This is a genomic window from Pseudomonas sp. 18058 (assembly GCF_902706155.1).
In the GTDB taxonomy this organism is placed as follows: Bacteria; Pseudomonadota; Gammaproteobacteria; order Pseudomonadales; family Pseudomonadaceae; genus Aquipseudomonas; species Aquipseudomonas rustica.
On record NZ_CACSJY010000027.1, the window covers coordinates 43,336 to 56,378 of the forward strand.

Below are 13,043 nucleotides of genomic sequence, written 5' to 3' on the forward strand. Positions count from 1 at the left end.
GACGCTCCGCGTCCCAAGCGGACGCAGAGCGTCCATTGAGGCATTCCCACGCAGAGCGTGGGAACGAGATTACGCGACAGGCGGCAAACGCCACTCAATCGGCGTTTCGCCATTCTGCTCAAGAAACTTGTTCGTCCGGCTAAAGTGCCCACACCCCAAAAACCCGCGATAAGCCGACAACGGCGACGGATGCACTGACGTCAGCACCAGGTGCTTGGTCGCGTCGATCAGCTTCTGCTTGCTCTGCGCATGCGCGCCCCAGAGCATGAACACCAGATGCGGCTGGCGCTCGCTGACCAGTTCAATGATCCGGTCAGTGAAAAACTGCCAACCCTTGTCCTTGTGCGCATTGGCGTTGGCGCGTTCGACGGTCATGGTGGTGTTGATCATCAACACGCCCTGATCGGCCCAGCTCTGCAAGTAGCCATGAGCGGGAATGTCGATGTTCAGGTCGCGTTTCAACTCTTTATAGATGTTGACCAGCGACGGCGGCGCCGGCACGCCCGGTTGCACCGAGAAGCACAGGCCATGGGCCTGACCCGGGCCGTGATACGGATCCTGGCCGAGTATCACCACCTTCACTTTTTCCAGCGGCGTCGAGTTCAAGGCATTGAAAATCATCGGCCCCGGCGGGTAGATTTCCTTGCCGGCCGCCCGCTCCTGCTGCAGAAAATTGCGCAACTCTGTCATGTAGGGCTGGTCGAACTCAGCACGCAGTGCCTCCTTCCAGCTCGGTTCGAGTTTGATACGGTCGTCAGCAGTCATGGTCATACCCGGCAAAAACAATGGGGCGAACCCTAGGAAAGCCGACCACGCTTGTCAATTGATCTGACGCAGATCCGGCACTTTCCCCCACAACGATCATACTGATCGTTCAAATTCCCGATCGAGGTCACGATGAATCTGCACTTCGAAGAACTCACCGGCACCGACGGCGCCCGCATCGGTATCGCCAGCCTGGATGCTGAAAAGTCGCTGAACGCGCTGTCCCTGCCGATGATCAACGCCCTGAGCGACAAACTCGACGCCTGGGCCAAGGATCCACAAATCGTCTGCGTATTGCTGCGCGGCAACGGCGCCAAAGCCTTCTGCGCCGGCGGTGAAGTGCGCAGCCTGGTTGAAGCCTGCCGTGCCCACCCCGGAGAAGTGCCGCCCTTGGCCGCGCAGTTTTTCAGCGCGGAATATCGATTGGATTACAACCTGCATACTTATCCGAAACCGCTGATCTGCTGGGGCCACGGTTATGTGCTGGGCGGCGGTATGGGCCTGTTGCAAGGCGCGAGTACGCGGATCGTCACGCCGAGCAGCCGTTTGGCGATGCCGGAAATCACCATTGGTCTGTATCCGGATGTCGGCGCCAGTTGGTTTCTCGCGCGGCTGCCGGGCAAACTCGGTTTGTTCCTCGGCCTGACCGGCGCGCACATGAATGGGCGCGATGCGATCGATCTGGATCTGGCCGACCGCTTCCTGCTCGACGAACAGCAACCGGAACTGATCGAAGGCCTGCTGCAGCTAAACTGGCAGGAACAGATCGATCGGCAGCTCAACAGTCTGCTCAAGGCTTTGCAGCAGGAAGCCGTGGTGCAAATGCCCGAAGCGCAGTGGCTGCCGCGTCGTCAGCAGATCGACGAACTGCTCGACGTCAGCGACGTGGCCTGCGCCTGGAAAGCCATCAGCCTGCAACGCGACAGCAGCGATCCATTGATCGCCCGGGCCGCGAAGACCATGAGCGAAGGCTCGCCGCTGACCGCGCATCTGGTCTGGGAACAGATCATTCGTGCGCGGCATCTGTCGCTGGCCGAGGTTTTCCAGATGGAATACACCCTGAGCCTCAATTGCTGCCGGCACCCGGAATTCAGCGAAGGCGTGCGCGCGCGGTTGATCGATAAGGATCAAAAACCGCACTGGCACTGGCCGGACATCAACAACGTGCCGGACGCGGTGGTCGAGGCGCACTTTCACAAGGTTTGGGAAGGTCGGCACCCGTTGGCGGATTTGACGCAGTATTAAAATTCGCGCACAAAAAAAAGCGGCGCTTCATGCGCCGCTTTCTGTTTGCGGGTGATTACCAGCGGTTGCCACGTCCGTTGTGGTCGCCGCGGCCGCTATGTCGGTCGTAGTTGCCACGACCGCGGCGATCATTGTCCCAACCGCCGCGACGGTGGCCTTCCCAATTGCCGCGGTCATTGCCGTGCCAACGGCGGCTTTCGTAGTAGCGTGGGGCCGGTTGGTAGTAGCGCGGCGCCGATTGGTAATAACGCGGTTGCTGGTAGTACCGCGGTGCAGGTTGGTAGTAACGCGGCTGGGCGTAATAGCGGCTGCCGCCGTTGTAATAAGTGCCGCCTGTGTTGTAGTAGGCCGGTGCCGGTGACGTGTAAACCTCGGAGCTGTAATACGAGTCCGCGTAGGAGTAAGGGGCGCAACCGGTAACCGAAAACATCAATGCAGCAAGCAGAAGAATTCGTCTATACATGGCGGCCTCCTGGACCGCGGGTTGGCCGTACCAGCGACGCTGGCAGGCGACAGTCATTTAATCGGTGACTGTCGAAAAATCAGACAGCGTTTTCCGAATCTGGTGCGACCCTGCAACAAGTTGAAACAAGTGATTTATGAAAGCTTGTTCATCCGCCAGACGCGGTCATTCAGCCACTGATTAATGGTGGCCTCCGTGATAACCGCCGCCGTGATAACCGCGTCCGTAACCGCCACGATGCCAACGGCGCAAACCATCGGATCAGCGGCAAACACGCTGCATCACGGTGCAGCCGCGCACCAACACAAAGCGCCTCAGCGCCCGCGCCGCCACCCCTATGCAACCCGCGCGCCCGTGCCAGAGCGCCTGGCGCGACTTGGCACGCCTCTCGCTTTAGCAAACCTGTGCAGGAGTCATATCACAGGTTCGCGGCACCACAATTTGCAATGGCTGACTAGGGTTCCGGCTCGCAATCGCGAGTGGCTGGTCCGAGAGTTGGCGACCTCCAGTTGAGGTTACACGGCGGGACAAAAGCCCGGGAGACAAGCCACCGTTCGCGGTGCCGCGTTGCCTTCCTGTCCGCCCTTGATCAACTGGAGAATCCGCCATGACCCGACTACGTTTGCCCGCCCTGCTCGCTGCCGCGTTCGCCGCGCTTATCAGCAGCCAAGCCCCCGCCGCTCAGAAAGATCACTTCAGCGTCTGCTGGACGATTTACGCCGGCTGGATGCCATGGGAATACGCCGGCAGCCAAGGCATCGTCGATAAATGGGCGAAGAAATACGGGATCAAGATCGACGTCGTGCAACTCAACGATTACGTCGAATCGATTAATCAATACACCGCTGGCCAGTTCGACGGCTGCACCATGACCAACATGGATGCGCTGACCATTCCGGCTGCCGGCGGCGTCGACAGCACCGCGCTGATCGTTAGCGATTTCTCCAACGGCAACGACGGCATCGTCCTCAAGGGCGACGGCAAAAAGGTCACCGACCTCAAGGGCATGGACGTCAATCTGGTCGAACTGTCGGTCTCGCACTACCTGCTGGCCCGCGCGCTGGATTCGGTTGACCTCACCGAGAAAGACCTGAAAGTGGTCAACACCTCCGACGCCGACATCTCCGCCGCTTTCAACACCGAACAGGTCAACGCAGTGACGACCTGGAACCCGATGCTCTCGGACATCAAGGCCAAACCGGGCGTGACCGAAGTGTTCAACTCCAGCCAGATTCCCGGCGAGATCATGGACATGATGGTGGTCAACAGCGCCACCCTCAAAGACAACCCGGCGCTGGGCAAAGCGCTGACCGGCGCGTGGTTCGAAGTGGTCGAGTTGATGAACGCCAAGAACGCCGCGGCCGAGGCTGCGCTGGAGCACATGGCCAAAGCTTCGGGCACCGACCTCGCTGGATTCCAGGCACAACTCGACACCACCAAACTGTTCGCCACGCCAAGCGAAGCGCTGAACTTCGCCACCAGCCAACAGCTGCCGGAAACCATGCGCAAGGTCGCCGAGTTTTCCTTCCAGCACGGCTTGCTCGGTGAAGGCGCGAAAGACACCAGCGCGGTCGGCATGGCCTTCGCCAACGGCGTGACCAGTGGCGACACCGGCAACCTCAAGCTGCGTTTCGATCCGACTTACGTGCAGATGGCTGCCGACGCCAAGCTGTAAGCCACGGAGGATTTGGCCATGCGCCTGATCAATCGCCACCCGGATCGCCCCAGTCGCCTGTTGTTGGTGATCCTGCCGTTCGCTCTGCTGCTGTTCGCCTACTTCATGGGCTCGGCCGAGCGCCTGGCGGACAACCCTAACGACAAACTGCTGCCCAGCGCCGTGCAGATGACCGATGCGGTCAAACGTCTGGCCTTCAATGCCGACAGCCGCACCGGTGACTACCTATTGTGGCAGGACACCGCGTCGAGTCTGCGGCGCCTGGCCATTGGGCTCGGCATCGCCGCACTCGCCGGGCTGTGCCTGGGCATCGCTGCCGGCACACTGCCGCTGTTCGGCGCGCCGTTGTCGCCATTATTGACGGTGTTGTCGATGGTGCCGCCGCTGGCGATCCTGCCGATTCTGTTCATCGTTTTCGGTTTGGGCGAGTTGTCGAAAGTCATGCTGATCGTCATCGGCATCACCCCGGCGCTTGCTCGTGATCTGGAGCAGCGTGCCCGCGAAATACCGGTCGAACTGCTGATCAAGGCGCAGACCCTCGGTGCCTCGACCTGGACGCTGATGCTGCGCGTGGTGCTGCCGCAACTGTTGCCGCGCTTGCTGATCTCGTTGCGGCTGATGCTGGGTTCGGCGTGGTTGTTCCTGATTGCCGCCGAAGCAATCGCCTCCACCGACGGCCTCGGCTACCGGATTTTTCTGGTACGGCGTTATCTGGCGATGGACGTGATTCTGCCGTACGTGGTGTGGATCACCCTCCTCGCCTGGCTGATGGATTGGGGCCTGAAATACCTGACGCGGCGGGCGTTCCCTTGGTATGAGGGGGCGGCCAAATGAGCTTCATCACCGTGAAAAACGTCTGGCAGCAATACGCCGATCAAGTGGTGCTGGAAGGCTTGAACCTGAATGTCAACGAAGGCGAATTTTGCACCTTGGTCGGCGCCTCCGGTTGCGGCAAATCGACCTTCCTGCGTCTGCTGCTCGGTCAGGAAACGGCGAGTCGCGGCGAAATTCTGCTCGACGGTCAAGCGCTGGCCAGTGAGCCGGATGCCAGCCGTGGCGTGGTGTTTCAGCGCTACTCGGTGTTCCCGCATCTGAGCGTGCTCGACAACGTCGCCCTCGGCCTCGAATTGCCGCGTGCGCCGCTGCTGGGGCGGTTGTTCGGCAGCGGCAAACGTGACGCGCGCGAACAGGCTGCGGCGCTGCTGCACAAAGTCGGCCTCGGTCATGCGCTGGACAAGTATCCGGCGCAGTTGTCCGGCGGCATGCAGCAACGGCTGGCGATTGCTCAGGCGCTGATCATGAAACCGCGCGTGTTGCTGCTCGACGAACCGTTCGGCGCGCTCGATCCGGGCATCCGTAAAGACATGCACGCCTTGCTGCTGGAGCTATGGCGCGAGACCAGACTGACCGTGTTCATGGTCACTCATGATCTGTCCGAAGGTTTCAGCCTCGGCACGCGTTTGCTGGTCTTCGACAAAGTGCGCCTCGACCCACACGCCCCCGGCGCCTATGGCGCGCGCATCACCTACGACATCCCTTTGAACAGCGACCGCCGCGCCCAACGCGCCGCCGTCGACGCCCTGCCGTTGCCACTGGCAGGCGCCCTTCGCACCGCTTGAGAGGACTGCTCTGATGAATAAGCCGATGACTGATTCGACCCAACTGTTTCCACCCTTCGCCGAAGAAATGCTCCCCGGTGGCGGCCACCGTTCCTTCGTGTTGAAGCGCGGGCAATTGCTGCGCCTGACCGATCTGCGCGGCGGCGCCAACGTCAGCCTGACCCTGCTCAATGCCAACGAAAAAACCGAGCGGCTGAACCTGCCCGACAGCCTCAAATGCCAACACACCGCCAAACTCACCAGCGGTCACTGCCTGTACTCGGACATGGGCCGCGTGCTGGCCGCAATCACTGCTGACACGTGCGGCTGGAGCGACAGCCTCGGCGGTGTGCTCTGCGCCGAAGAGGTCGCGCAAAAGTACGGTCAGGGCCGCTATCAGGAATTGCGCAATGGCTTCTACCGCAACGGCACCGACAACCTGTTGGTGGAACTCGGCAAGTGGGGTTTGGGCCTGTCCGACCTGTTGATGACCCTCAATTTGTTCAGCCGCGTCAACGTCGATGAGGCCGGGCGTTTCCACTTCGTCGAGGGCAATTCCAAGGCCGGCGACTACATCGAACTGTACGCGCCGATGGACACGCTGGTGGTGCTCACCGCACTGCAACACCCGATGGATCCGGCGCCGGAATATGCACCAAAACCGCTGAAGCTGAGCTGGATGAACGCCGACGCCAGCGTCGCCGAACACTGCCGCACCTCGCGCCCGGAAAATGAGCGCGGCTTTATCAACACCGACCGTTTGTTTGCCTGAGGATCGCTGCCATGTCAGTTGCTATCGCCACTTCGCAAAAACAACCCGACGCTGCGGTGTACCGCGCCACGATCCCGGCCGGTGAGCCGTGGCTGATGGAGGTCAAGGCCGGGCAGACCCTGCGCATCCTTGATCTGGAAGGTAATCAAGCGGTCGATACGTTGTTCTACAGCGTCGCCAATCCCAAGGAACGCTACGACGTGCAACGCACTTTGCGCCGGCAGAACAGCGTCTATCTGAGCACCGGCAGCGTGCTCTATTCCAACCTCGGCCACGCGATGCTGACCATCGTCGCCGACACCTGCGGCCGCCACGACACCCTCGGCGGTGCGTGCGCGCAAGAGAGCAACACCGTGCGTTACGCCCTGGAAAAACGCTACATGCACAGCTGCCGCGACAACTACCTGCGCGCGTGTGTGCATGACGGACGCTTGGGCAAAAGCGACATCGGGCCGAACATCAATTTTTTCATGAATGTGCCGGTCACGGCGGACGGTGGACTGACGTTTGAAGACGGAATTTCGGCGCCGGGCAAGTACGTCGATTTGCGCGCGGAGATGGACGTGATCGTGCTGATTTCCAATTGTCCGCAGCTGAATAATCCGTGCAATGCCTACAACCCGACACCTGCGGAGCTGCTGGTATGGAACTGACTATCCGCCGTTTACGCCGCTTGCTTTTCGCCCTGTGCCAGGCGCGCTCCGGGCAGTGCATCAAATAACCGCTCCCCTGTAGGAGCTGCCGCAGGCTGCGATCTCTTGATTTTGCTTTTTGAAAATTCAAGATCAAAAGATCGCAGCCTGCGGCAGCTCCTACAGGTGCAGCGTGGATTTAAGTCATCCGGGACGGCCCGGATGTCTGTCGAAAAACGGCGGGACGGCCCGCTTCCCCTTCAGGGGTTATGCCATGTTCGAAAAAATCCTTATCGCCAACCGTGGCGCCATCGCCTGCCGCATCCTGCGCACCCTCGCCTCATTGCAGGTCAAAGGCGTGGCCGTGTACTCCGAAGCCGACGCCGCCAGCCTGCACATCCTGCAAGCCGATGAAGCGCACAGTCTCGGTGAAGGCGCCGCTGCCGGCACCTATCTGGCCGTCGACAAGATCCTCGGCATCGCCAAGCACAGCGGTGCCACGGCGATCCATCCCGGCTACGGGTTTCTGTCCGAGAACGCCGCGTTCGCCGAAGCATGCGAGGCGCAGAACATTGCCTTCATCGGCCCGACACCGGAGCAACTGCGCGTGTTCGGCCTCAAGCACACCGCTCGCGCCCTGGCCAAACAGCACGGCGTGCCGATGCTCGAAGGCACCGAACTGCTCGACAGCCTCGACGCTGCACTGATTGCTGGCGAACAAGTCGGCTACCCGGTGATGCTGAAAAGCACCGCTGGCGGTGGCGGCATCGGCATGCGCGTGTGCCGCAGCGCCAGCGAATTGAGCGAATCGTTCGAGGCAGTCAAACGCCTCGGTCAGAACAACTTCAGCGACGCCGGCGTGTTCATCGAGAAGTACATCCAGCGCGCCCGCCATTTGGAAGTTCAGGTGTTCGGCGATGGTCGCGGTGAAGTCATCGCCCTCGGCGTGCGCGACTGCTCGGTGCAACGGCGCAATCAGAAAGTCCTCGAAGAAACCCCGGCACCAAACCTGCCGGACGGCATGGCCGAAGAGCTGTGCGCGGCGGCGATCAAACTGGCGAAAGCCGTTAACTACCGCAGCGCCGGCACCGTGGAATTCGTTTTCGACAGCGAGGCGCAGCGCTTCTATTTCCTCGAAGTGAACACGCGCTTGCAGGTCGAGCACGGCGTCACCGAACAGGTCTGGGGTGTGGATCTGGTGCGCTGGATGGTGGAGCTGGCCGCCGGTGATCTGCCGCCACTGAACGAGTTGTATCGTCCGTTGAAACCCGAAGGCCATGCGATTCAGGCGCGGCTGTATGCGGAAGACCCGGGGCGTGATTTTCAGCCGAGTCCGGGCCTGCTGACGGCAGTGCAGTTTCCGCCGGCCAACGGTATTCAACTGCGCATCGATACATGGGTCGAAGCGGGTTGCGAGATCCCGCCGTATTTCGATCCGATGATCGCCAAGGTCATTACCTGGGCGCCCACTCGTGAACAGGCACGGGCCGAATTGCATCAAGCGCTGGGCGACAGTCTGTTGTACGGCGTGGAAACCAACCGTGATTACCTGCGGCAAATTCTCCTCGACACACCGTTCGCCAGCGGTGAGCCGTGGACGCGTTGTCTGGAAGGTCTGGTCTATCGCGCCAACACGTTTGAAGTGCTCAGCGCAGGCACGCAAACCAGCGTGCAGGATTATCCCGGTCGCCTCGGTTACTGGGCGGTCGGTGTGCCGCCGTCGGGGCCGATGGACAGCCGCGCGCTGCGTCTGGGCAATCGCTTGCTCGGCAATGCTGAAGGCGCGGCGGCGCTGGAAATCACCATGAGCGGGCCGTTGCTGCGCTTCAATTGTACAGCGGTGATCGCGGTGACCGGTGCGCCGATCGCGCTGACGCTTGAGGGTGACAGCGTGCCGATGAACACCGCCCTGCTGATCCCGGCGGGTGCGACGTTGCATCTGGGTAGCATCAGCGGTGCCGGGGCGCGCAGCTATCTGTGCCTGCGCGGTGGCTTGCAGGTGCCGGATTATCTGGGCAGCAAAAGCACCTTCACTTTGGGTCAGTTTGGTGGGCACGGTGGTCGCGCGTTGCGCGCGGGTGACGTGTTGCATGTGCCTGCTCTGACTGATCGCAGCAGCGGTCAACAACTGGCTGAAGAACACGTCACCGCGCTGCCCGCCGTGCGGCAGATTCGGGTGATCTACGGCCCGCACGCTGCGCCGGAGTATTTCACTGAGAACTACATCGGCACGTTCTTTGAAACCCAATGGGAAGTGCATTTCAACTCGAGCCGCACCGGTGTTCGGCTGATTGGGCCGAAGCCGGAATGGGTACGCGCGGACGGTGGTGAAGCCGGGTTGCATCCTTCGAATATTCACGACAATCCGTACGCCATTGGCGCGGTGGATTTCACCGGGGACATGCCGGTGATCCTCGGCCCGGATGGCCCGAGCCTTGGCGGATTTGTCTGCCCGGTGACGGTGATCGAGGCGGATTTGTGGCAACTCGGGCAGCTCAAGGCGGGCGATAAAGTCCAGTTCATTCCGATCGACCTCAAAACCGCCCGCAACCTCGCCCTGAAATGGGATTCCCACTGTGGGAGCGAGCCTGCTCGCGAACGCGATATTTCAGACACCTCAGTATTGATTGATCCACCGCATTCGCGAGCAGGCTCGCTCCCACAGGGTTTGGTGTCGCCTGTGGTGTTGGCGTTGGGTCAAGGGGATGTGCGGCTTGTTGCAAGGGTTTCCGGGGATACTCACCTATTGCTGGAAATCGGCGAGCCGGAGCTCAATCTCGTCCTGCGCTTCCGCGCCCACGCCCTCATGCAGGCGCTGGAACACAAAGCCCTGCACGGCGTGATCGACCTCACCCCCGGCATCCGCTCGCTGCAAATCCACTACCAGCCGGAGCAACTGCCGCTCGCCGATCTCCTCGGCATCATCGCCGGCGAATGGGACGCGGTGTGCGCCGCCAACGACCTGCAAGTGCCGTCGCGCATCGTCCATCTGCCGCTGTCCTGGGATGACCCGGCTTGCCAATTGGCGATCGAGAAATACATGACCACCGTGCGCAAGGATGCGCCGTGGTGCCCGAGCAATCTGGAGTTCATCCGCCGCATCAACGACCTGCCGAACCTCGACGAAGTGCAGCGCACCGTATTCGATGCGAGCTATCTGGTGATGGGCCTTGGTGACGTTTACCTCGGTGCACCGGTGGCCACGCCGCTCGACCCGCGCCATCGCTTGGTCACGACCAAATACAACCCGGCGCGCACCTGGACCGCTGAAAACTCGGTGGGCATCGGCGGCGCCTACATGTGCGTGTACGGCATGGAAGGCCCCGGCGGTTATCAGTTTGTCGGGCGCACCTTGCAGATGTGGAATCGCTACCGCGAAGTCGCCGCGTTCGACGGCAAACCGTGGCTGCTGCGCTTCTTCGACCAGATCCGTTTTTACCCGGTCAGCGCCGACGAGCTGCTGCGCATCCGCCGCGATTTTCCGCTGGGGCGCTTCGATCTGAACATCGAACACAGCCAGCTCAACCTCGCAGATTATCAGGCGTTTCTCAGTCGTGAAGCCGAGGGCATCAACGCCTTTCGCGCCCAGCAACAGGGCGCCTTCAATGCTGAGCGTGAACGCTGGATCGCCAGCGGTCAGGCGCATTTCGACAGCGAAGAAGCCGTGGCGCCATCCGCCGAAGACGCGCCATTGGCCGAGGGTGAACACAGCGTCGACAGCCACATCGCCGGCAATCTCTGGCAGGTGCAGGTCGAGGCTGGCAGCCGTGTTGCGGCCGGCGATGTGCTGGTGATTCTCGAGTCGATGAAGATGGAGATTCCGCTGCTCGCGCCGATGGCCGGCGTGGTGCGCGAGATTCGTGTGCAACCCGGTTCGGCGGTGCGTGCGGGACAACGGGTCGTGGTGCTGGAACTCGACTGAAGCCAATTGAATAAGGATCAACCCATGAATCTGCAACTCGATGTTCTGCGCCAGGCCTACCGCAATGGCGACACCACACCGCGTCAACTGCTGCCGACACTGCGCGACAAAGCAGCCGCGCTGAACCCGGATTATCACCTGTTCATCCACCTGCTCAGCGTCGCCGAACTGGAGCCGTATCTGGCGGCCCTCGATGGTCGTGATCTCGACAGTCTGCCGCTGTACGGCGTGCCGTTTGCGATCAAGGACAACATCGATCTGGCCGGCATTCCGACCACCGCCGCGTGCCCGGATTTTGCTTATGTGCCGGAGCGCTCGGCGACCATCGTCGAGCAACTGATCGCGTTGGGCGCGATTCCGCTGGGCAAGACCAACCTCGATCAATTTGCCACGGGCCTTAATGGCAGCCGCTCGCCTTACGGCGCTTGTCCGAACAGCGTATTGCCGGAATATCCATCGGGCGGTTCCAGCGCCGGTTCGTCGCTGGCGGTGGCCTTGGGCGTGGCGAGTTTTGCTTTGGGCACCGACACCGCAGGCTCCGGTCGGGTGCCGGCGGCGTTGAATAATCTGCTCGGGTTGAAGGCCAGCAAAGGGCTGATTTCCACCGCCGGTGTGGTGCCCGCGTGCCGTACGCTGGATTGCGTCACCACGTTTACCGCGACGGCGCGTGAGGCCAGTCAGTTGCTGGCGTTGACGGCGAAACTCGATCCGCGCGATGAGTACAGCCGCCGCAATCCGTCGTGGAATGATGGCTCGGCGTTTGGTGCGCCACGGCCATTTCGTTTCGGTGTGCCGCGTGCGCAGGATCTACAGTTTTTCGGCTGTGTTGAAGGGCCGCTGTTGTTCGGCGATGCCATTGATCAACTCAAGGCCCTGGGTGGCGAAGCGGTTGAACTGGATCTGACGCCATTTCTTGAAGCCGCGCGTTTGCTTTACGAAGGGCCGTGGGTCGCCGAGCGTTACAGCGTTGCCGGCGAATTGATGGAACAGAATCCGCAAGCCGTTTTGCCGGTGATCCGCGCCGTGCTGGCCAAAGCCCCGGCGGTGAGCGGCGTGCAGACTTTCCGCGCGCAGTACCGGCTGCAAGCGTTGAAAGCGCTGTGCGATCAAGCGCTCGAAGGTCTCGACTGTGTGCTGACGCCGACCATCGGCCGCCCGGTGACACTCGCCGAACTGCACGCCGAACCGGTGCTGCGCAATTCCGAACTGGGTTACTACACCAACTTCATGAACCTGCTCGACTACGCCGCCGTCGCCGTGCCGAGCGGGTTTATGGCTAACGGGATGCCGTGGGGCGTGACGTTGTTTGGGCGGGTGTTTACCGATCAATATCTGTTGAGTGTGGCGGATGCGATGCAGCGTCAGCAGGACACTGCATTGCCGACGCCCGCGAACGTAGCGCGCAATGATCGTGCGCGGATTGTGGTGTGTGGCGCGCATCTGCAAGGGTTGGCGTTGAACTGGCAACTGACGCAGCGCGGTGGGCGGTTGCTGGAAACCACGCTGAGCTCGCCGGATTATCAACTGCATGCCTTGGCCGGCGGCCCGCCATTGCGTCCGGGGATGGTGCGGGTGAAAGGCGGCGGCGTGGCGATTGCGGTGGAGGTGTGGGAGTTGCCGAGCAGCGAGTTGGGTTCGTTTCTGACCGGGATTCCGGCGCCGTTGGGATTGGGCAAGGTGCAATTGGCGGATGGGCGCTGGGAGAGTGGGTTTATCTGTGAGCCGTATGGTCTTGAAGGCGCCAAAGACATCAGCCACCTCGGCGGCTGGCGGGCCTACCTGAAAACCCTGGCCTGACCGCCATCTGTAGGAGTGAGCCTGCTCGCGATAGCGGTATGACATTCACCGAAGATGTGACTGATCTACCGCTATCGCGAGCAGGCTCACTCCTACAGGGACAGCGTAGCAACATGGAAATACAGGAACGACCATTCGCGCCGCACATGGAGCAGTTATTTCCCCGCAGTCCCA

The 13,043-nt window shown here is 61.4% G+C and carries 10 protein-coding genes and 1 riboswitch; of the genes, 8 read left to right on the plus strand and 2 right to left on the minus strand.

All coding sequences use genetic code 11. The annotated features are described in order from the left end of the window. Positions 1–69: 69 nt before the first annotated feature. Positions 70–765 carry a uracil-DNA glycosylase gene (gene ung / locus GVL50_RS16165; protein WP_159814194.1) on the minus strand — a complete coding sequence of 232 codons (696 nt, stop codon included), beginning with the start codon at positions 763–765 and terminating at the stop codon, positions 70–72. Positions 766–897: 132 nt separating this feature from the next. Here ung and GVL50_RS16170 point away from each other — a divergent pair, with 132 nt between their 5' ends. After that, on the plus strand, positions 898–2,010 hold the full coding sequence (locus GVL50_RS16170; RefSeq protein ID WP_159814196.1) for an enoyl-CoA hydratase/isomerase family protein: 1,113 nt from the start codon (positions 898–900) through the stop codon (positions 2,008–2,010). 55 nt (positions 2,011–2,065) lie between these two features. Here GVL50_RS16170 and GVL50_RS16175 read toward each other — a convergent pair whose 3' ends face one another. Next, positions 2,066–2,473 (minus strand): hypothetical protein, encoded by a 408-nt coding sequence (locus GVL50_RS16175; protein WP_159814198.1) that lies wholly within the window; start codon positions 2,471–2,473, stop codon positions 2,066–2,068. Between the two features lie 443 nt (positions 2,474–2,916). Beyond that, positions 2,917–3,017, plus strand: a riboswitch (guanidine-I (ykkC/yxkD leader). Positions 3,018–3,080: 63 nt separating this feature from the next. On the opposite strand from GVL50_RS16175, the gene GVL50_RS16180 reads away from it, so the two are divergent. The 7 genes from GVL50_RS16180 to atzF all read left to right on the plus strand — a co-directional run bounded on the left by GVL50_RS16180 (position 3,081) and on the right by atzF (position 12,869). Next, positions 3,081–4,148: a putative urea ABC transporter substrate-binding protein gene (locus GVL50_RS16180; protein WP_159814200.1), complete on the plus strand. Its 1,068-nt coding sequence runs from the start codon at positions 3,081–3,083 to the stop codon at positions 4,146–4,148. 18 nt (positions 4,149–4,166) lie between these two features. Next, on the plus strand, positions 4,167–4,982 hold the full coding sequence (locus GVL50_RS16185; protein WP_077571513.1) for an ABC transporter permease: 816 nt from the start codon (positions 4,167–4,169) through the stop codon (positions 4,980–4,982). Further along, positions 4,979–5,767 (plus strand): ABC transporter ATP-binding protein, encoded by a 789-nt coding sequence (locus GVL50_RS16190; RefSeq protein ID WP_053118025.1) that lies wholly within the window; start codon positions 4,979–4,981, stop codon positions 5,765–5,767. The genes GVL50_RS16185 and GVL50_RS16190 overlap by 4 nt, the downstream gene beginning before the upstream one ends. 25 nt (positions 5,768–5,792) lie before the next feature. After that, on the plus strand, positions 5,793–6,518 hold the full coding sequence (locus GVL50_RS16195) for an urea amidolyase associated protein UAAP1 (RefSeq protein WP_159814250.1): 726 nt from the start codon (positions 5,793–5,795) through the stop codon (positions 6,516–6,518). Between the two features lie 11 nt (positions 6,519–6,529). Continuing rightward, entirely contained in the window at positions 6,530–7,171 is a 642-nt protein-coding gene (locus GVL50_RS16200) for an urea amidolyase associated protein UAAP2 (protein ID WP_053118023.1), read from the plus strand. Between the two features lie 253 nt (positions 7,172–7,424). Then, a complete protein-coding gene (uca, locus tag GVL50_RS16205; protein ID WP_159814202.1) occupies positions 7,425–11,072 on the plus strand; it encodes an urea carboxylase in 3,648 nt (1,215 codons plus the stop codon). A 24-nt stretch (positions 11,073–11,096) separates the two neighbouring features. After that, entirely contained in the window at positions 11,097–12,869 is a 1,773-nt protein-coding gene (gene atzF / locus GVL50_RS16210) for an allophanate hydrolase (RefSeq protein ID WP_159814204.1), read from the plus strand. Positions 12,870–13,043: the final 174 nt, after the last annotated feature.

Coding starts and splice junctions, on each gene's coding strand:
- ung (WP_159814194.1), bottom strand. CDS start 765: ATGACTGCTGACGACCGTATCAAACTCGAACCGAGCTGGAAGGAGGCA.
- GVL50_RS16170 (WP_159814196.1), top strand. CDS start 898: ATGAATCTGCACTTCGAAGAACTCACCGGCACCGACGGCGCCCGCATC.
- GVL50_RS16175 (WP_159814198.1), bottom strand. CDS start 2,473: ATGTATAGACGAATTCTTCTGCTTGCTGCATTGATGTTTTCGGTTACC.
- GVL50_RS16180 (WP_159814200.1), top strand. CDS start 3,081: ATGACCCGACTACGTTTGCCCGCCCTGCTCGCTGCCGCGTTCGCCGCG.
- GVL50_RS16185 (WP_077571513.1), top strand. CDS start 4,167: ATGCGCCTGATCAATCGCCACCCGGATCGCCCCAGTCGCCTGTTGTTG.
- GVL50_RS16190 (WP_053118025.1), top strand. CDS start 4,979: ATGAGCTTCATCACCGTGAAAAACGTCTGGCAGCAATACGCCGATCAA.
- GVL50_RS16195 (WP_159814250.1), top strand. CDS start 5,793: ATGACTGATTCGACCCAACTGTTTCCACCCTTCGCCGAAGAAATGCTC.
- GVL50_RS16200 (WP_053118023.1), top strand. CDS start 6,530: ATGTCAGTTGCTATCGCCACTTCGCAAAAACAACCCGACGCTGCGGTG.
- uca (WP_159814202.1), top strand. CDS start 7,425: ATGTTCGAAAAAATCCTTATCGCCAACCGTGGCGCCATCGCCTGCCGC.
- atzF (WP_159814204.1), top strand. CDS start 11,097: ATGAATCTGCAACTCGATGTTCTGCGCCAGGCCTACCGCAATGGCGAC.